This is a genomic window from Kitasatospora sp. NPDC094019 (genome assembly GCF_044764505.1).
GTDB lineage: Bacteria > Actinomycetota > Actinomycetes > Streptomycetales > Streptomycetaceae > Kitasatospora.
This window is the reverse complement of record NZ_JBIWIF010000001.1, coordinates 618,944-638,035: the sequence shown is the minus strand read 5'-3', so window position 1 is coordinate 638,035 and position 19,092 is coordinate 618,944. Positions and strand designations below refer to the sequence as shown.

The following is a 19,092-nucleotide window of genomic DNA, read 5'->3' as shown; positions in this document are numbered from 1 at the left end:
CTTTCCCCATGGGCAAGCAGCAGGAGTTCGTGCTTCGGACGCTCGAAGAGCGTGACATCCGGTTCGTCCGGCTGTGGTTCACCGATGTCCTGGGGTTCCTGAAGTCGGTCGCGGTGGCGCCGGCCGAGCTGGAGCAGGCGTTCGAGGAGGGCATCGGCTTCGACGGTTCGGCGATCGAGGGATTCGCCCGGGTCTACGAGTCCGACATGATCGCCAAGCCGGACCCGACCACCTTCCAGATCCTGCCGTGGCGCTCGGAGACGCCGGGCACCGCCCGGATGTTCTGCGACATCCTGATGCCGGACGGCTCGCCCTCCTATGCCGACCCGCGGTTCGTGCTGAAGCGCACCCTGGAGAAGGCGTCCGCCCAGGGCTTCACCTTCTACACCCACCCCGAGATCGAGTTCTTCCTGCTGAAGAACCTGCCCGGCGACGGCACCGCGCCGATTCCGGCCGACCACTCCGGCTACTTCGACCACACCCCGCGCGGGGTGGGCCACGACTTCCGCCGCCAGGCGATCACCATGCTGGAGTCGATGGGCATCTCGGTGGAGTTCTCCCACCACGAGGGTGCCCCCGGGCAGCAGGAGATCGACCTGCGCTACGCGGACGCGCTCTCCACGGCCGACAACATCATGACCTTCCGGCTGGTGATGAAGGAGGTCGCGCTGGAGCAGGGCGTGCACGCCAGCTTCATGCCCAAGCCGTTCTCCGACCACCCCGGCTCGGGCATGCACACCCACCTCTCGCTGTTCGAGGGCGACCGCAACGCCTTCCACGAGTCGGGTGCCGAGTACCAGCTCTCCAAGGTCGGCCGCTCGTTCATCGCCGGCCTGCTGAAGCACGCCGCCGAGACCGCAGCCGTCACCAACCAGTGGGTGAACTCCTACAAGCGGATCTGGGGCGGCTCCCAGCGCACCGCCGGGGCCGGCGGCGAGGCCCCGTCCTACATCTGCTGGGGCCACAACAACCGCTCCGCGCTGATCCGGGTCCCGATGTACAAGCCGGGCAAGCAGGGCTCCACCCGGGTCGAGGTCCGCTCCCTGGACACCGGCTGCAACCCCTACCTGGCCTACGCCGTCACCCTGGCGGCCGGCCTCAAGGGCATCGAGGAGGGCTACGAGCTCCCGCCGGGCGCCGACGACGACGTGTGGGCCCTCACCGACCCCGAGCGCCGCGCCCTCGGCATCCAGCCGATGCCGCAGAACCTGGGCGAGGCGATCGACCTGATGCAGCGCAGCGAACTGGTCGCGGAGACCCTCGGCGAGCACGTGTTCGACTTCTTCCTGCGCAACAAGAAGCAGGAGTGGGAGGAGTACCGCTCCGAGGTGACGCCGTTCGAGCTGCGCAAGAACCTCCAGGTGCTGTAGGCCCGCCGGGAGTTTCCGCCGCAGAAGGCTGACGCCACGTCAAGCACCACCGGGCCCGCCGTCGTTCCAATGGATGACGGCGGGCCCGCCGTTTGGGTTGGCGCGTTCCCTGATGGCGGTACGTGAGGAGATTGTGACGTTGCGTTGTGATCCGATAAGCGTGATCAATCCCCTCCCTCCTGAGAGGACCTCATGCCCTCCTCCACCGTCAGCCGCGCCGCCGCCGTCCGTACCCTCGCCCGCCGGGTCGGGATCACCGGTGTGGCCGTCGTCGCCGTCGCCGGACAGCTGCTCACCGCCCCGATCGCGGACGCCCGCGGCTCGGGCCCCAAGGGCCCGCAGCAGCGTGCCGACACCATCGTCTCGAATCCGCTGCCGTTCAAGACCCGCTTCGAGGGCGACTTCCACGGCTCCGTCACGCGGATCAGCAACTCCCTGATGACCTGCGACGAGACCCAGCCGCCGGTCGACCCGGCGCAGCCGCCGTGCGTGGACGCCCGGACGGGCGCGGGCAGCCGGCCGATCAACAACAACTACCAGATGAAGTACATCAACATCGATCCGGGCAGCATCGGCCCGCTCGGCGACGAGATCTACTCGGCCAGCTCGGCCGACCTCGGCCTGATCGACGGCTCCAAGGTCAAGTACGCCCGGCTGTACTGGGGCGGCACCCGCGGCATCGGGACCACCGTCCTGCCGGAGAGCCAGATCGACGAGATCTACCTGAAGGTGCCGGGCGAGAACCAGTACCGCAACATCGCCAACGACCAGCCGTCCATCGGCTACATCACCACCACCGAGGAGAGCAGCTACCAGGCGTCCGCGGACATCACCGACCTGGTGAAGGCGGCGGGCAACGGCACCTACACCGCCGCCAACATGGACTCGGTGGTGAAGCCGCACAGCTGGGGCGGCTGGTCGATCGTGGTGGCCTACGAGAACGACTGCAAGCCGCTGCGCCACGTCCACATCTGGGACGGCTTCCAGGTGGAGCTGCCGGACAGCCCGGCCCGCGAGTTCAACCTCGACGGGCTGCAGACCCCGGCCACCGGGCCGGTCGCCGGCAAGCTCGGCTTCATCGTCTACGACGGCGACCTGAAGTGGACCGGGGACACCCTGGCGATGAAGTCCACCAACGGGCCGGAGTCGATCTTCACGGACGTCAACCACGCGTCCAACGACGCGTTCAACTCCACCATCGAGGAGCTGACCCCGGCGGACCAGTTCGTCCGCAACCCGTACAACCGCAACAACTTCGGGTACGACTCCAACCGCTGGGACATCTCGCCGTTCCTGCGCAACGGGGACACCGACATCACCATCAAGTTCGACACCGACAAGGACGGCTACGACCTCGGTGTCTTCTACGCCTACGTGAACCTGGACGGCTCGCTGGAGGGCTGATCGCCCGCCACCGACCGGCGCCGCTGCCGCACCACCCGCACCGGGGGGTGCGGCAGCGGCGTTCCGGCGTGTCGGGGCGCCCCGCGCAGCAGCCGCTCGCAGGGGCGTTCCACCCACCGGTGGAGGGCGCCCGCCGCGGCCAGCGTCACCGCCGTGAGCAGCAGTTCGACGGCGAGCAGCGAGCGCGTCCCGGCCGGCCGCCCGGCCGTCCACAGCCAGCAGCGGATGCCGATCTCGTGCACCAGGTACCAGGCGTAGGACCACTCGCCGAGGCGCACCGCCGTCCGGCCGGCGAGCAGCCGGGGCGCAGTGCCCGCCGCGTCCCGCCCGGCGGCGGCCACCAGCAGCGCCGCGAACAGCGGTGCCGGGAACAGCTGCGAGGCGCTGTACGGACCCCACCACAGGCTGTCCGGAACGGCCGCGTGCCAGGGCACCAGCAGGACGTGCCAGCCGGCCACCGCCGCCGCGGCCACGCCGAGCCGCACCCGGGGGAGCAGCCCGTGCCGGGCGGCCAGCCCGGCGACCACCCCGAGCACGAACTGCGGGGTGCGGGTCAGCGGCAGGTAGTCCAGCAGCCAGCCGCGCAGGGCCGGGTCGGAGGGCAGCAGCGCGCCCGCCGCCCAGAGCAGCGGGCCGAGCGCGGCGCAGGCCGCCGCCAGTGGCAGCCAGCCGCGCCGACGCGGGGCCAGCAGCCGCAGCAGGGCGGGGAACAGCAGGTAGAACCAGCCCTCGGCGGCCAGTGACCAGGAGGCCGGGTTGCCGCCGAACACCGTCCCAGGTGCCCAGGCGTGCAGCAGCGGCAGCGACAGGAGCACGGCCGCCAGCGGGACGGCCAGGCCCAGGGCGGCGTTGACGCCCAGCGACAGCGCGGTGGTCAGCGCGTGCAGCGGCCAGATCCGGGCGAACCGGCGCCGGGCGAAGGACCGGGCGCCGACCGGCGCGCCCGCGTACGTCCAGGCGAGGACGAAGCCGGACAGCACGAAGAAGAAGGTGACTCCCGAACGTCCGTACCAGGAGAGCGGGCCGAGCAGCGGCAGCCCGCCGAGCTTGCGGGCCAGGTGGTACAGCACCACCAGCAGCGCGGCCCAGAAGCGCAGCCCGGTGAGCGAGGGCAGACGGCCGGGCATCGGACCCTCCGGGGCGGCGACGGGAAGGAGGTGGGCAGGACCTGCGGAGCGGCGACGGGGAGCGGACGTCGGGTGAACGAGCGCGGCGGGCACGGGGTCACGGACGTCACCGACGGGCGACACCGGTGTCCGCCCGGCGGTCGCACCCGGGCGCGGCGTGCCCGGGACGCGTAGCCTGCTGGGGCGGACGGACGGAGGGGCGATGGCGGTGGAGGAACAGCGGGCCGGCAGCCGGGTGAGCCGACCGGAGGCCAGACTGGCGCGACGCGGGTTCACCGACCCGGCCCGGGCGGTGCGGCTGCTCGCCGAACCGGCGCTGGACGGGCTGGCCGAGGACCCGGTGCTGCTCGACGCGCTCGCCGCCACCGCCGACCCGGACCTCGCCCTGTTCGGGCTGTCCCGGCTGCTGGAGGCCGCCGAGGAGACCGACCGGCACACGCTGCGCGACACCCTGACCACCTCCAAGCCGCTGCGCGACCGGCTGCTCGGGGTGCTCGGCGTGTCCACCGCGCTCGCCGACCACCTGGCCAGACATCCGCACGACTGGCACGTCCTGGTCACCTTCGAGCTGCGCGACATGCACCCCGGCCCGGCGGACTTCCGCCGGGCGCTCGCCGGGGCCGTCGCCGCCGACCCCACCGGCCGCCCGGCCGACGCGCTGCGGGTCGGCTACCGCCGCTGCCTGCTCGCGGTCGCCGCCCGCGACCTGACCGGGACCACCGACCTCGCCCAGACCGCCGCCGAACTCGCCGACCTGGCGGGCGCCACCCTCCAGACCGCCCTCGACCTGGCCGCCGCGCAGGACCCGGAGGCCGCCGCCGACTGCCGGCTCGCCGTCATCGGCATGGGCAAGTGCGGCGGCCGCGAGCTCAACTACGTCTCCGACGTCGACGTCATCTTCGTCGCGGAGCCGCGCGAGGGCGTCGAGGAGCACCGGGCGGTCCAGGCCGCCACCCGGCTGGCCGCCGCGCTCACCCGGCTCTGCGCCGACACCACCGGCGAGGGCACCATCTGGCCGGTCGACGCCAATCTGCGCCCCGAGGGCCGCAACGGCCCGCTGGTCCGCACCCTGGCCAGCCACCTCGCCTACTACCGGCGCTGGGCCAAGACCTGGGAGTTCCAGGCGCTGCTCAAGGCCCGCCCGGTGGCCGGTGACGCCGAGCTCGGCGAGGCGTACGTGGCGGCGCTGGCGCCGATGGTCTGGCAGGCCGCCGCCCGGGAGAACTTCGTCACCGACGTCCAGCAGATGCGCCGCCGGGTGATCGACTCGATCCCCGCCACCGAGCTGGACCGCCAGCTCAAGCTGGGCCCCGGCGGACTGCGCGACGTCGAGTTCTCCGTCCAGCTGCTCCAGCTGGTGCACGGCCGCACCGACGAGGCGCTGCGCAGCGGCAACACCCTGGAGGCGCTGGCCGCCCTCTCCCGCGGCGGCTACGTGGGCCGCGCCGACGCCGCCTCGCTGGACACCGCCTACCGGTTCCTGCGCTCGCTGGAGCACCGGATCCAGCTGCACCGGTTGCGCCGCACCCATCTGATGCCCACCGACGAGGAGGACCAGCGCCGCCTGGCCCGTTCGCTGGCGCCGCTGATCAACGACGACACCAGGGCCGACCCGGTCGCCGCGCTGCGGCGGGAGTGGAAGCGGCACGCCGTCGAGGTCCGCCGGCTGCACGAGAAGCTGTTCTACCGGCCGCTGCTGGACGCCGTCGCCGAGCTGCCGCCGGGAGCGGCGGGCCTGCGCCAGGACGCTGCCCGGGCCCGGCTGGAGGCGCTGGGCTACGCCGACCCGGCCGCCGCGCTGCGGCACCTGAGCGCGCTCGCCGCCGGGGTCAGCCGCAAGGCGGCGATCCAGCGCACCCTGCTGCCGGTCCTGCTCGGCTGGTTCGCCGACTCCGCCGATCCGGACGCCGGACTGCTCAACTTCCGCCAGGTCTCGGACGCGCTCGGCCGCACCCCCTGGTACCTGCGGCTGCTGCGCGACGAGAGCGCCGCCGCCGAGCAGCTGGCGCGGGTCCTGTCGGCCGGTCGGCTCGCCCCCGACCTGCTGCTGCGGGCCCCGGAGGCGGTCGCCATGCTCGGCGACCCGCAGGGCCTGGTGCCGCGCGGCCGGCCCGCGCTGGAGCGGGAGGTGCTGGCCGCCGTCGGCCGGGCCGACTCGGTGGCCGGAGCGGTGGCGGCGGTGCGCTCTGTGCGCCGCCGGGAGCTGTTCCGCACCGCCGCCGCCGACGTGCTGGGGCGGTTCGGCGAGGACCCGGCGCAGGCGCTGGACACGGCCGCCGAGGCGCTCACCGCCCTCAACGCGGCCACGCTGCAGGGCGCGCTGCGGGCCTGCGTGGCCGGCTGGGAGGCCCGCAACGGCGAGCTGCCGACCCGGATCGCGGTGATCGCGATGGGCCGGTTCGGCGGCCACGAGCTGGGTTACGGCTCGGACGCGGACGTGCTCTTCGTCCAGGAGCCGCTGCTCGGCGCGCTGGAGGAGGACGCGGCCCGGGCCGCCCAGGCGGTCTGCAACGAGCTGCGCACCCTGCTGGCCGCGCCGTCGACCGAACCGCCGCTGGAGGTGGACGCCGATCTGCGCCCGGAGGGGCGCAACGGCCCGCTGGTGCGCTCGCTCGCCTCGTACACGGCGTACTACCGGCGCTGGTCGCACGCCTGGGAGAGCCAGGCGCTGCTGCGGGCCGAGCCGGTGGCCGGGGACCCGGAGCTGGGGGAGCGGTTCCGGCGGCTGATCGACCCGTTGCGCTTCCCCGGCGACGGGGTGCCCGAGCGGGACCTGCTGGAGATCCGCCGGATCAAGGCCAGGATCGAGGCGGAACGGCTGCCGCGCGGAGCCGATCCGACCACCCACACCAAGATCGGCCGGGGAGGGCTGGCGGACGTCGAGTGGACGGTGCAGCTGCTCCAGCTGCGGCACGGGCACGCGCTGCCTGAGCTGCGCACCACCCGGACCAGGGCGGCGCTGGCGGCGGCGGTCGGGGCCGGGCTGGTCGGGGAGGAGGACGCGGAGGTGCTGGACGCGGCCTGGGTGCTGGCCTCCCGGGTGCGCTCGGCGGTGATGCTGGTGCGCGGCCGGCCGGGCGACTCCTTCCCGGCGGACACCCGGGAGCTGGCCGGGGTGGCCCGCTACCTGGGGTACGGGGCCGGGCACAGCGGCGAACTGGTGGACGACTACCGGCGCACCACCCGGCGGGCCCGGACGGTGGTGGAGCGGCTGTTCTACGGGTGACCGGCGGCCCGCGGGGGACGAGCGGTCCGAGGGCGCGGGGTAGGGAACGCGGAGAGGGGCCCCGGTCGCCCGGGGCCCCTCTCCGCGTTCCCGTCGTTCCGGTCCGCGTCCGCGGTCTCAGCGGCGGGCGCTGCTCACCGCGGGCTCGCTCCACTGCTCGGGGACGGTGACCGGCTCGGCCGGCAGCTCCCGGGCGGGCACCTGCGGGAGCCGGTAGACCCAGGAGTGGTAGAGCCAGCGGGCGGCGAGGAAGCCCACCAGCAGGCACAGCAGGCCGCCGACGGCGTCCATCCAGAAGTGGTTGGCGGTGGAGACGATCACCAGCAGGGTGGCCACCGGGTAGAGCAGCCCCAGTACCCGGACCCACGTCCGGCGGGCCAGGAAGAAGATGGTCAGCCCGCACCACGTCGACCAGCCGATGTGCATCGATGGCATCGCGGCGAACTGGTTGGAGACGTGGGTGGCCGGGCCGGAGGCCATCGAGCCCCAGGTGCCGTGCGCCTTCACCGTGTCGATGAAGCCGCCGTCGGTCATCAGCCGGGGCGGGGCCAGCGGGAAGAAGTAGAAGCCGACCAGCGCGATCGCGGTGGTGACGAACAGCACCGTGCGCACCGCGGCGTAGCGGCCGGGGTGCCGCCGGTAGAGCCAGACCAGGACGCCGATGGTCACCACGAAGTGCAGCGTCGCGTAGTAGTAGTTCATCCCCGTGATCAGCCAGCCGACGCTGTCGACCGCGTGGTTGATCGAGCGCTCGACGGCGATGCCGAGGGACTGTTCGAGGTCCCAGATCCAGCCGGCGTGCTTCTGCGCGATCGTCTCCTGCTCGGGGACGGCGTTGCGCACCAGGGAGTAGATCCAGTAGCTGACGCCGATCAGGGCCAGCTCGAACCACAGCTTGGGCCGCGCGGGCGAGCGGCGCTGCGCCCGGACGCGGTCGCGCAGGGCGGCGGTACGGGTGCGGGCCGCACGGGTGGCTCCGTCGGGCATGCGGCCGCCGTTCTGGTCGATCTCGGTCGGTTCCCCCATGGACGAGAAGTCTGCCAGACGTCCCGTAGCCGTCTGCTCATCCTCCGGAAGTGGATTCTTCACCGGCTGTCCCCCTTCAGAGGTAGGGGGTGGCTCCCACCGGGGGAGGGGGCGGGCGCGGATCTGGGGTGGACCGGTGGGACGGGCATACGTCCCATTGTCACGCCGGAAGGGCGGAGCGGCGCAATCGGGGGGCGGAGCCGCGGGACGGAGCGTATTTTCCCCGACCGAAACGCTTTCTGCATCTTGCTGAAACATATTGCAGGCCGCTAGCGTCTCGGCCACCCGACCACCCCGTGACTCCGTACCCCATACCCCCGCAAGGGAGCCTTCAGTGGCCGAAGTCCCGCCCCGCCGCCGGCGGAGCACCCCTCGCAGGCCCGGCCGGACGGCGGTGCTCCTCGCCGCCGCGCTCACCGCCGCCACCCTCGGCACCGCCGGACCGGCCGCGCTCGCCGCCGCCCCGCCCGGACCCCCCTCGGACGCCGCGCTGGCCGCCACCGCCGGACGGCACGACCTCACCCGCGAGCAGTTCTACTTCGTCCTGCCGGACCGCTTCGCCAACGGCGACCGCGGCAACGACACCGGCGGCATCGTCGGCACCCGCCTGGACCACGGCCTCGACCCGGCCGACAAGGGCTTCTACCACGGCGGCGACCTCGCCGGGCTGATCCAGCGGCTCGACTACATCCAGGACCTCGGCACCACCGCGATCTGGATGGCGCCGATCTTCACCAACAAGCCGGTCCAGGGCACGGGGGACGCCGCCAGTGCCGGCTACCACGGCTACTGGATCACCGACTTCACCCGGGTCGACCCGCACTTCGGCACCAACGAGCAACTGAAGGAGCTGATAGCCAAGGCCCACGCCCGGGGCATCAAGGTCTTCTTCGACGTCATCACCAACCACACCGCCGACATCCTGGACAACCGGCAGGGGCAGTCCGGCTACCGCAGCACCGGTGCCTATCCGGTGCTGGACGCCGACGGCAACCCCGTCGACGAGACCGCGCTCGCCGACCGGGGCGCCGCCTGGCCGAAACTGACCAAGGACTCGTTCCCCTACAGCCCGGTGTTCCGCAAGCCCGCCGACGCCACCGCCAGGACCCCGGCCTGGCTGAACGACCCCGCGCTCTACCACAACCGGGGCGACTCCACCTTCGCCGGCGAGTCCGCCACCGAGGGCGACTTCTCCGGTCTCGACGACCTCGACACCCAGAACCCGAAGGTGGTCAAGGGCTTCGAGAAGGTCTACGAGCAGTGGGTCGAGGAGGCCGGCGTCGACGGCTTCCGGATCGACACCGTCAAGCACGTCAACATGGCCTTCTGGCAGCAGTGGGCGCCCGCGCTCAAGGACTTCGCCGCCAAGCGGGGCAACAAGAAGTTCTTCATGTTCGGCGAGGTCTACTCCGGCGACCCGGCCGTCACCGCGCCCTACGTCACCAAGGGCCGGCTCCAGGCCACCCTCGACTTCCCGTTCCAGGGCGCCGCCCGCGCCTACGTCTCCCAGGGCGGAACGGCCCGGGGCCTGGCCGAGCTCTACGGCCAGGACCACCGCTACACCACCGCCGACACCGATGCCTACGAGCTGCCGACCTTCCTGGGCAACCACGACATGGGCCGCTTCGGCTCCTTCCTGCTCGCGGACAACCCCGGCGCCGACGAGGCCACGCTGCTGAAGAAGGACCGGCTCGGCAACGAGCTGATGTTCCTCACCCGCGGCCAGCCCGTCGTCTACTACGGCGACGAACAGGGCTTCACCGGGGCCGGCGGCGACAAGGACGCCCGCCAGGACGTCTTCGCCTCGCAGACCCCCTCCTACAACGCCGACCGGGTCCTCGGCGGCGCCCCCGGCCCCGCCGACCGCTACGACCGCGACGCCGCGCCGTACCGGGACATCGCCGCCCTGGCGAAGCTCCGCCGTGACCACCCGGCACTCGCCGACGGCGCCCAGATCGAGCGGTACGCGGACGACGGCCCCGGCGTCTACGCCTTCTCCCGGATCGACGCCGCCCAGCAGGTCGAGTACCTGGTCGCGGTCAACAACGCCACCGAGGCGAAGACCGTCACCCTGGACACCTTCTCCGCCGGACAGGGCTTCGACCCCGTCTACCCGGCCCCCGGCGCCCGGCTCACCAGCGGCGCCGACCGCCGGGTCACCGTCACCGTCCCCGCGCTCTCCTCGGTCGCGCTCAAGGCCGCGGGCCGGCTCGCCGCCCCCGCCGCCGCGCCCTCGATCACCCTCGGGGCGCCCGCCGACGGCGCCACCGGCACCGTCACCGTCCGGGCCGAGGTGCCCGGCGGCGGCTTCGGCCGGGTCACCTTCGCCGCGCAGATCGGCGACCGGCCCTGGCAGGTGCTCGGCAGCTCCGACAGCGGTGGCGCGGGGCCCGCCGGCCCGAGGCCCTACGCCGTCATCCAGGACCTCGCCGGAGTCGCCCCCGGCACTCCCGTCCGCTACAAGGCCGTGGTCCAGGACGCCGCCGGCCGGCTGCGCTCCGCGACCGGCGGCTTCACCACCGGCACCCCGGCTCCGAAGCCGGTCCCCAGCGCCGCCGCCCGCCCGTACGCCGTCGTCCACTACCAGCGCGAGGACGGCGACTACGACGGCTGGAACCTCTACGCCTGGGGCGACCTCGCCGACGGCGAGGCCACCCAGTGGCCCGCCGGGCACGGCTTCACCGGCCGGGACGCCTACGGCGCCTTCGCCTACGTGAAGCTGAAGCCGGGCGCCTCGGACCTCGGCTTCGTGGTCGAGAAGGACGGCGTCAAGGACGTCGAGGCCGACCGGCACCTCGACCTCGGCGCCACCGGCGAGGTCTGGCTGAAGGAGGGCGACCCGGCCGTCCGCACCGCGAACCCCGGCCCGGCGAACACCCCGCCCGCGGGCACCGCCGTGCTCCACTACAACCGCGCCGACGGCGACTACGACGGCTGGGGCCTGCACGACTGGACCGGCGCGGCCGCCCCCACCGACTGGGGCAACCCGCTGCGGCCCGTCCGCCGGGACGCCTTCGGCGCGGTCTTCGAGGTGCCGCTCGCTCCCGGCGCGACCAGCCTCAGCTACATCCTGCACAAGGGCAACGACAAGGACCTGCCCACCGACCAGTCGCTCGACCTGGCCGGCACCGGCCGCGAGGTCTGGATCCTCGGCGGCCGCGAGGGCTACCTGCTGCCGCAGTCCGCCGGCGCCACCTCCCAGCTGGACCCCGCCACCGCCAAGGCCCAGTGGATCGACGCGCGCACCGTCCTCGTCCCGCCCGGGTACGGCGCCGGGGACGCCGCCCTCGCCGCCGGCACCAGCGCCCAGCTGGTGTACGACCCGGCGGGCGGCATCCGGGCCGACAAGGGCACGTTGACCGCTCCCGGCCGGTGGATCCGGCTGGAGCCCGCCCCCGGCGGGCCGACCGACGCGCAGAAGGCGGCCTTCCCGCACCTGGCCGGCTACCGCGCCTTCACCGTGGACGCGCGCGACGCCGCCCGGGTGCCCGAAGCCCTGCGGAGCCAGCTGCTGTTCACCGAGCACCTGCCGAGCGGCGCCGTCCTGGCCGCCACCGGGGTGCAGATCCCCGGTGTGCTCGACGACCTGTACGCCCGCCGCACCGGCCGGGTCGACTTCGGGCCGGCGTACTACCACGGCAAGGTCGCGCTCTCGCTCTGGGCACCGACCGCGCAGGAGGTCTCCGTCCAGGTCTTCGACACCGCCACCGGCGGCACCCCGAGGACCCTGCCGCTGAAGCGGGACGACGGCACCGGCGTCTGGGAGCTGGTCCGGGACCGGGCCGAACTCGACGGCAAGTACTACCTGTACCAGGTCGAGGTGTGGGCGCCGACGGTCCAGCAGGTGGTGGTCGACACCGTCACCGACCCGTACTCCGTCGCCCTCTCCACCGACTCCCGGCGCAGTCTGGTCGCCGACCTCGCCGCGAAGGAGCTGAAGCCGCCGGGCTGGGAGAACCACGCCGTCCCGCCCGCCGTCCCGCTCGGGCGCGAGCAGATCCAGGAACTGCACGTCCGCGACTTCTCCGTCGCCGACGACACCGTCCCGGCCGCCGAGCGCGGTACCTACCTGGCCTTCACCGAGTCCGACGCGGCCGGCACGAAGCACCTCCGCGAGCTCGCCGCGGCCGGGGTCACCACGGTCCACCTGCTGCCGACCTTCGACATCGCCACCATCAGGGAGAACCGGGCCGAGCAGAAGCTGCCCGCCTGCGACCTCGCCGCCCTGGCCGCCGACAGCGAGAAGCAGCAGGAGTGCGTGGCGGCCGTCGCCGCCCAGGACGCCTACAACTGGGGCTACGACCCGCTCCACTACAACGTGCCGGAGGGCTCCTACGCCACCGACCCCGAAGGGACCGCGCGCACCGTGCAGTTCCGGCGGATGGTGCAGGCGATCCACGCGGCCGGCCTGCGGGTGGTGCTCGACGTCGTCTACAACCACACCGCCGCGAGCGGACGGGCCGAGCACTCGGTGCTGGACCGGGTCGTCCCCGGCTACTACCAGCGGCTGGACGCCAACGGCAGGGTGACCACCGACAGTTGCTGCGCCGACACCGCGCCCGAGCACGCCATGATGAACCGCCTGGTGGTCGACTCCGTCACCACCTGGGCGCGCGAGTACAAGGTGGACGGCTTCCGGTTCGACCTCATGGGCCTGGACCCGAAGTCCACCGTGCTGGACGTGCAGGCCGCGCTGCGCCGGATGACGCCGGACTCGGACGGCGTGGACGGGAAGAACGTCCTGCTCTACGGCGAGGGCTGGAACTTCGGCGTGGTGGCGGACAACGCCCGGTTCGAGCAGGCCACCCAGCTGAACCTGGCCGGCACCGGCGTCGCCACCTTCGACGACCGGTTCCGGGACTCCGCGCGCGGCGGGAACTTCCAGCTCTCCTCGGCACCCCAGCAGGGCTTCGCCTCCGGCCTGTTCACCGATCCCAACGGTTCGGCCGCCAACGGCACCCCGGAGCAGCAGAAGGCCCGGCTGCTCCAGCAGACGGACCGGCTCAAGGTGGGGCTGACCGGCAACCTGGCCGACTACTCCTTCACCGACAGCTCCGGACGGACCGTCACCGGCAAGGACGTCGACTACAACGGCGCGCCGACCGGGTACGCGGCCCGGCCCGGTGAGGCCCTCGCCTATGTGGACGCGCACGACAACACCGACCTGTTCGACGCGCTGGCGTACAAGCTGCCCGCCGCCACCGCGCCCGCCGACCGGGCCCGGACGCAGGCGCTGGCGCTCGCGCTGACCACGCTGTCGCAGGGGCCCGGCTTCGCCCAGGCGGGCAGCGACCTGCTGCGTTCCAAGTCGCTGGACGCCAACTCCTACGACTCCGGGGACTGGTTCAACGCGATCCACTGGGACCCGCGGCTGGGCAACGGCTGGGGCCGGGGGCTTCCCCCGGCCGCGGACAACAAGGAGCTGTGGCCCACCGCCAAGGCCCTGCTGGCCGATCCGCGGCTGACCGTGGGCCCCGCCGACATCGCGGCGGCGGGCGCGCAGTACCAGGACTTCCTGCGGATCAAGCGCTCCTCGCCGCTGTTCGCGCTGCCGACCCTGGCGGCCGTCCAGCAGCGGCTCGGCTATCCGCTGTCGGGCACGCCCGGTGAGGTCCCGGGGGTGATCACCCTGCACCTGGACGGCACCGGTCTGCCGGGCGCGGAGAAGGGGATCACGGTGGTGTTCAACGCGACGCCCGCCGAGCGGAGCCAGACCGTCGGCGCGCTCGCCGGGACGGCCCAGGCGCTGAGCCCGGTCCAGGCCGCCGGCGCCGACCCGGTGGTGAAGCGTTCCGGCTTCGATCCGGCGACCGGGACGTTCGTCGTGCCGGGCCGCACGGTGGCGGTGTTCGTGCAGCGCTGACGGACCGTCGTCGACCGGGTCCCGTTCCGTCACCGACGGGGCGGGACCCGGACTGATCCACAGGGTTTTCGGTTCCATTCAATGTATGGAGTTGGCCGGAAACCGCCGCTGGCACGGCCGGAAAGGGGAGGTGCCGCCCCCGCCGGGTGCCGGAGCGGGTCCCGCGGGCCGGGCCCGCGTTCTGAGCGCTGGTCAGTGCCCGCAGGGGGTGACCAAACCTTTTCGACGGATATGAAAACGATCGTCGGATGTTCGCGCGGCCGTAACACTCCCGGCTGTCCGGCAGATGTACGGCCCGGTAGCTAATCGGCCAATCAATGGCATGCATCTGTCATTGACGGCTCGTTTGCTGCCACGATTCCTCCGGCTGCAGACGAGGGGGCCCCACCCCCCGGTGCGGCTGTCCGAGGTCAGGAACAGCGCGATCCCCCTGCCGGAAACGCTTTACCACCCTGCTCCGCAACCGCACCCGCGCCGCGCACCGGCGGCGGGGGCCCCCACTGAGTCGCAACCCCGCGACCAGGTTCTGTCCACCGTCCGCGAACCCCGCGGCGGTCGGAAAAGGAGTCCGCATGTCCCGTTACGCCCACGCTCGGAAGGCAGCGGTTGTCATGGCCGCCACCACCGCGCTGCTGGTCACCGGTTTCCCGGCGCTCGCACAGGCGGTCACCCCCGACGCGCCGGCCGCCGTCGCCGCGCAGCAGGCGAGCCGCGCCGAGCTGCTCGCCTCCGCGAGCCAGCAGACCGCCGGTCTCGCCCAGGTCCTGGGCCTGAGCGCGAACGAGAAGCTGGTCACCAAGGACGTCGTCCAGGACACCAACGGCGCCCGCCACCTGCGCTACGAGCGCACCTACGCCGGTCTGCCGGTGGTCGGCGGCGACCTGATCGTCCACCAGGACGCCACCGGTGCCACCACGGGCGTGACCAAGGCCAGTGAGGCCGTGCTGACCGGCATCGAGACCACGCCGAAGCTCGCCGCCCCGAAGGCGCAGGAGGCCGCGCTGGCCGCCGAGGCCGGCTCCGCGCTCGACAAGGCCCCGACCCTGGTCGTGTGGGCCGGCGACGGGACCCCGAAGCTCGCCTGGCAGACCACCGTGACCGGCAAGGAGTCGGACGGCACCCCGAGCCGCCTCCGGGTCGTCACCGACGCCACCACCGGCGCCGTGCTGGGCAAGACCGAGGCCATCAAGACCGGCACCGGCACCGGCGTCTTCGTCGGCAACGTCCCGCTGACCACCACCCAGAGCGGCTCCACGTACCAGCTGAAGGACGCCACCCGCGGCGGGCAGTACACCACCGACATGGGCAACCGGACCACCGGCAACGGGACCCTGTTCACCCGTTCCACCGACACCTGGGGCAACGGCCAGGCCAGCAACCGCGAGTCCGCGGCCGTCGACGCCCAGTACGGCGTCGCCGCCACCTGGGACTTCTACAAGGCAACCTTCGGCCGCAACGGCATCCGCAACGACGGCGCCGGCGCCTTCAGCCGGGTCCACTACGACACCGGCTACGTCAACGCCTTCTGGGACGACGACTGCTTCTGCATGACCTACGGCGACGGCCAGGGCGACACCCACCCGCTGACCGAGCTGGACGTCGCGGGCCACGAGATGAGCCACGGCGTCACCTCCGCCACCGCCAACCTCAACTACTCCGGCGAGTCCGGCGGCCTCAACGAGGCCACCTCGGACATCTTCGGCAACGCGGTCGAGTTCTACGCCAACCTGCCGAAGGACAACCCGGACTACCTGGTCGGCGAGCTCATCGACATCAACGGCAACGGCACGCCGCTGCGCTACATGGACAAGCCCTCCAAGGACGGCGGCTCGGCCGACTCCTGGTACTCGGGCGTCGGCAACCTGGACGTGCACTACTCGTCCGGTGTCGCCAACCACTTCTTCTACCTGCTGGCCGAGGGCAGCGGCGCCAAGGTGATCAACGGCGTCAGCTACAACAGCCCGACCACCAACAACATCACCGTCACCGGCATCGGCCGGGACAAGGCGCTGCAGATCTGGTACAAGGCGCTGACCTCGTACATGACCTCCACCACCAACTTCGCCCAGGCCCGCACCGCCACGGAGAACGCCGCCAAGGCCCTCTACGGCGACGGCAGCCCCGAGCTGATCGCGGTCGGCACCGCCTGGGCGGGCGTCAACGTCGGCACCGTGCCCCCGAACCCGGGCGGCGTCACCGTCACCAGCCCGGGCAACCAGAGCACCAAGATCGGCACCGCCGTCAACCTGGCGATCAAGGCCAGCGGCGGCACCGCCCCGCTCAGCTACTCGGCCACCGGTCTGCCGGCCGGCCTGTCGATCAACGCCTCGACCGGCGTGATCACCGGCACCCCGACCACCAAGGGCACCTCCAACGTCACCGTGACGGCGAAGGACTCGGCGAACAAGACCGGTTCGGCCAGCTTCACCTGGGCGGTCACCGACACCACCAGCACCTGCACCCCGGCGCAGCTGCTCGGCAACGCGGGCTTCGAGACGGGCACGGCCGCGCCGTGGACCGCCTCCAGCGGCGTGATCGACAAGTCGGCCTCGCAGGCCCCGCACGGTGGCACCTGGAAGTCCTGGCTGAACGGCTACGGCTCCACCCACACGGACACGCTGTCCCAGACGGTCTCCATCCCGACCGGCTGCGCGGCGACGCTGAGCTTCTACCTGCACATCGACACCGGTGAGTCCGGCAGCACCCAGTACGACAAGCTGACGGTCCAGGTCAACGGCACCACGCTGAAGACCTACTCCAACGTGGACGCGGCCGCGGGCTACCAGCTGCGGACCTTCGACCTGTCGGCCTACGCGGGCCAGACGGTGACCCTGAAGTTCACCGGCACCGAGGACTCCTCGCTGCAGACCAGCTTCGTGATCGACGACACCTCGATCGCCACGAGCTGACCCGGCGCCGGTGAGACCGGCGGAAACCAGGTAAGACAGGGCAGGGCCCGGCGGGTGCGACCGCCGGGCCCTGTGTCGTGGGCGGGTGCGGGTGCGGGTGCGGGGGACGGAGTGCGGTCGGCCGAGGAGTCGTCCCGGTGAGGTTCCGGAAACCGAGCGGTCACCCCGAGGCAACCGGCGGGCAACACGAAACACCCGCGAAACGTGTCCGTCCGCGACCCGAAATCCGTCCCCGCCACACTTCCGGCACCTGCTCCCGTACGCAGCCCTCCGGAGGACCCCATGCCCCTGGCCGCTTCCCCCGCCGCGGCCCTGGCCGCCGACGCGGCTCCCGGGATCGACACCGGCGACACCGCCTGGCTGCTCGCCGCCACCGCGCTGGTGCTGCTGATGACCCCGGGGCTGGCGCTGTTCTACGGCGGCATGGTCCGCGCCAAGAGCGTGCTCAACATGATCATGATGAGCTTCGTCTCGATCGCGGTGGTCACGGTGGTCTGGCTGCTGGCCGGCTACTCGCTCGCCTTCGGCCCGGACGCCGGCGGCTGGGGCCTGATCGGCGGCCTCGACCACCTGGGGATGGCCGGGATCACGCCCGGCTCCGTCACCGGCACCGTCCCCACCGTGCTGTTCGCGACCTTCCAGCTGACCTTCGCGATCATCACCGCCGCTCTGATCAGCGGCGCCATCGCGGACCGGGCCAGGTTCGGCGCCTGGGTGGCCTTCACCGCCGTCTGGACGCTGCTGGTCTACGTGCCCGTCGCGCACTGGGTGTTCGCGCCCGGCGGTTGGATCCTGACCCGGCTCGGCGCGCTGGACTTCGCCGGCGGCACCGTGGTCGAGGTGAACTGCGGGGCGAGCGGCCTGGCCCTGGCGCTGCTGCTCGGGCCCCGGATCGGCTTCCGCAAGGAGGCGATGCGCCCGCACAGCCTGCCGCTGGTGCTGCTCGGCGCCGGCCTGCTCTGGTTCGGCTGGTTCGGCTTCAACGCCGGTTCGGCGCTGGGCGCCAACGGCCTGGCCGCCGCCGCCCTGCTCAACACCCAGGCGGCCGGCTGCGCCGGGCTGCTCGGCTGGCTGGTGGTCGAGAAGCGCCGGGACGGTCACGCCACCACGCTCGGCGCGGCCTCCGGCGCGGTGGCGGGCCTGGTCGCGATCACTCCTTCCTGCGGCAGTGTCGACCTGCTCGGCGCCCTGGTGATCGGGCTGGCGGCGGGCCTGGTCTGCTCGTACGCGGTGAGCTGGAAGTTCCGCTTCGGCTACGACGACTCGCTGGACGTGGTGGGCGTGCACTTCGTGGCCGGGGCGATCGGCACGGTGCTGATCGGCCTCTTCGCCACCACCGCGATGACCGGCGGCGCGGCGGGGCTGCTGCACGGCGGCGGGTTCGGGCAGTTGGGCCGTCAGCTGGTCGCCGTCGCCGTCGTCGCCGGGTACGCCTTCGCGGTCACCTACGGCATCGGGTGGGCGATCGAGCGGGTGATGGGTTTCCGCGCCGGGGAGGAGGACGAACTCACCGGCCTGGACCTCGCCGTGCACGCCGAGACCGCGTACGATCACGGCGTCCTGGGCCACGGTGTGCTGGGGCAGGGGACCGTCCCGGCCCGTCCCGCCACCAGCGTGCTCGCGCACCCGTCCGACAAGGCGCCCTCCGCATGAAGCTGATCACCGCGATCGTGAAGCCGTTCAAGCTGGACGAGGTCAAGCGCGCGCTGCAGGCCGCCGGGGTGCACGGACTGACCGTCAGCGAGGCAAGCGGGTACGGTCGTCAGCACGGTCACACCGAGGTGTACCGGGGCGCCGAGTACCGGATCGACCTGGTGCCCAAGGTGCGGATCGAGGTCGTCGTCGAGGACGAGGACGCGGACCTGGTGATCGAGGCGGTGGTCCGGGCCGCCCGGACCGGGAAGATCGGCGACGGCAAGGTGTGGGCGGTCCCGGTGGAGACCGTGGTCCGGGTGCGTACCGGAGAGCGCGGGCCGGACGCGGTCTGACGGGCGCGGTCCGGACGGGGCGGCTGCCGTCCGGGAGTTGGGCTCCACCTCTTCCGAGGGTGTGGTCCGATCATTGAGTTCGTCCACGATCTTTTGGCGTCGGCGGAAACCTTTCTCCTTTCCCCTTGACGGGTCCCGGTGGCGACCCTAAGTTCGGCGCAGCAGATTTCCTGAAAGTT

At 72.6% G+C, this 19,092-nt stretch carries 9 protein-coding genes; 7 read left to right on the top strand and 2 right to left on the bottom strand.

Features of this window, described 5'->3' with window-relative positions:
- Positions 1–8 precede the first annotated feature (8 nt).
- Both ACIQ9P_RS02850 and ACIQ9P_RS02845 read left to right on the top strand, forming a co-directional pair.
- The gene (locus tag ACIQ9P_RS02850; protein ID WP_093862272.1) at positions 9–1,370 is read left to right on the top strand and encodes a glutamine synthetase family protein; all 1,362 of its coding nucleotides are present in this window, start codon (positions 9–11) and stop codon (positions 1,368–1,370) included.
- A 192-nt stretch (positions 1,371–1,562) separates the two neighbouring features.
- Entirely contained in the window at positions 1,563–2,774 is a 1,212-nt protein-coding gene (locus ACIQ9P_RS02845; RefSeq protein WP_402348608.1) for a hypothetical protein, read from the top strand.
- Here ACIQ9P_RS02845 and ACIQ9P_RS02840 read toward each other — a convergent pair.
- Positions 2,741–3,901: an acyltransferase family protein gene (locus ACIQ9P_RS02840; RefSeq protein WP_402348607.1), complete on the bottom strand. Its 1,161-nt coding sequence runs from the start codon at positions 3,899–3,901 to the stop codon at positions 2,741–2,743. The genes ACIQ9P_RS02845 and ACIQ9P_RS02840 overlap by 34 nt on opposite strands.
- Before the next feature lie 202 nt (positions 3,902–4,103).
- On the opposite strand from ACIQ9P_RS02840, the gene ACIQ9P_RS02835 reads away from it, so the two are divergent.
- Positions 4,104–7,127, top strand: coding sequence for a bifunctional [glutamine synthetase] adenylyltransferase/[glutamine synthetase]-adenylyl-L-tyrosine phosphorylase (locus ACIQ9P_RS02835; protein ID WP_402348604.1), 3,024 nt, complete (start codon positions 4,104–4,106; stop codon positions 7,125–7,127).
- A 117-nt stretch (positions 7,128–7,244) separates the two neighbouring features.
- On the opposite strand, the gene ACIQ9P_RS02830 is transcribed toward ACIQ9P_RS02835, so the two are convergent.
- Positions 7,245–8,153: a phosphatase PAP2 family protein gene (locus ACIQ9P_RS02830; protein WP_402348601.1), complete on the bottom strand. Its 909-nt coding sequence runs from the start codon at positions 8,151–8,153 to the stop codon at positions 7,245–7,247.
- Positions 8,154–8,487: 334 nt separating this feature from the next.
- Between ACIQ9P_RS02830 and pulA the strand changes: the two genes are divergently transcribed.
- The 4 genes from pulA (at position 8,488) to ACIQ9P_RS02810 (ending at position 18,913) form a co-directional block, all read left to right on the top strand.
- A complete protein-coding gene (gene pulA, locus ACIQ9P_RS02825; protein ID WP_402348599.1) occupies positions 8,488–14,016 on the top strand; it encodes a pullulanase-type alpha-1,6-glucosidase in 5,529 nt (1,842 codons plus the stop codon).
- 572 nt (positions 14,017–14,588) lie between these two features.
- Complete coding sequence (locus ACIQ9P_RS02820) at positions 14,589–16,925, top strand: M4 family metallopeptidase (RefSeq protein WP_402348596.1); 2,337 nt, start codon at positions 14,589–14,591, stop codon at positions 16,923–16,925.
- A 282-nt stretch (positions 16,926–17,207) separates the two neighbouring features.
- Positions 17,208–18,578 (top strand): ammonium transporter, encoded by a 1,371-nt coding sequence (locus ACIQ9P_RS02815; RefSeq protein WP_402348593.1) that lies wholly within the window; start codon positions 17,208–17,210, stop codon positions 18,576–18,578.
- Complete coding sequence (locus tag ACIQ9P_RS02810; RefSeq protein ID WP_030391571.1) at positions 18,575–18,913, top strand: P-II family nitrogen regulator; 339 nt, start codon at positions 18,575–18,577, stop codon at positions 18,911–18,913. Before ACIQ9P_RS02815 ends, ACIQ9P_RS02810 begins: the two co-directional genes overlap by 4 nt.
- Positions 18,914–19,092 lie beyond the last annotated feature (179 nt).

Excerpts from the sequence above, each read along its gene's own strand:
- ACIQ9P_RS02850 (WP_093862272.1), top strand. The coding sequence starts at position 9 with ATGGGCAAGCAGCAGGAGTTCGTGCTTCGGACGCTCGAAGAGCGTGAC.
- ACIQ9P_RS02845 (WP_402348608.1), top strand. The coding sequence starts at position 1,563 with ATGCCCTCCTCCACCGTCAGCCGCGCCGCCGCCGTCCGTACCCTCGCC.
- ACIQ9P_RS02840 (WP_402348607.1), bottom strand. The coding sequence starts at position 3,901 with ATGCCCGGCCGTCTGCCCTCGCTCACCGGGCTGCGCTTCTGGGCCGCG.
- ACIQ9P_RS02835 (WP_402348604.1), top strand. The coding sequence starts at position 4,104 with ATGGCGGTGGAGGAACAGCGGGCCGGCAGCCGGGTGAGCCGACCGGAG.
- ACIQ9P_RS02830 (WP_402348601.1), bottom strand. The coding sequence starts at position 8,153 with ATGGGGGAACCGACCGAGATCGACCAGAACGGCGGCCGCATGCCCGAC.
- ACIQ9P_RS02820 (WP_402348596.1), top strand. The coding sequence starts at position 14,589 with ATGTCCCGTTACGCCCACGCTCGGAAGGCAGCGGTTGTCATGGCCGCC.
- ACIQ9P_RS02815 (WP_402348593.1), top strand. The coding sequence starts at position 17,208 with ATGCCCCTGGCCGCTTCCCCCGCCGCGGCCCTGGCCGCCGACGCGGCT.
- ACIQ9P_RS02810 (WP_030391571.1), top strand. The coding sequence starts at position 18,575 with ATGAAGCTGATCACCGCGATCGTGAAGCCGTTCAAGCTGGACGAGGTC.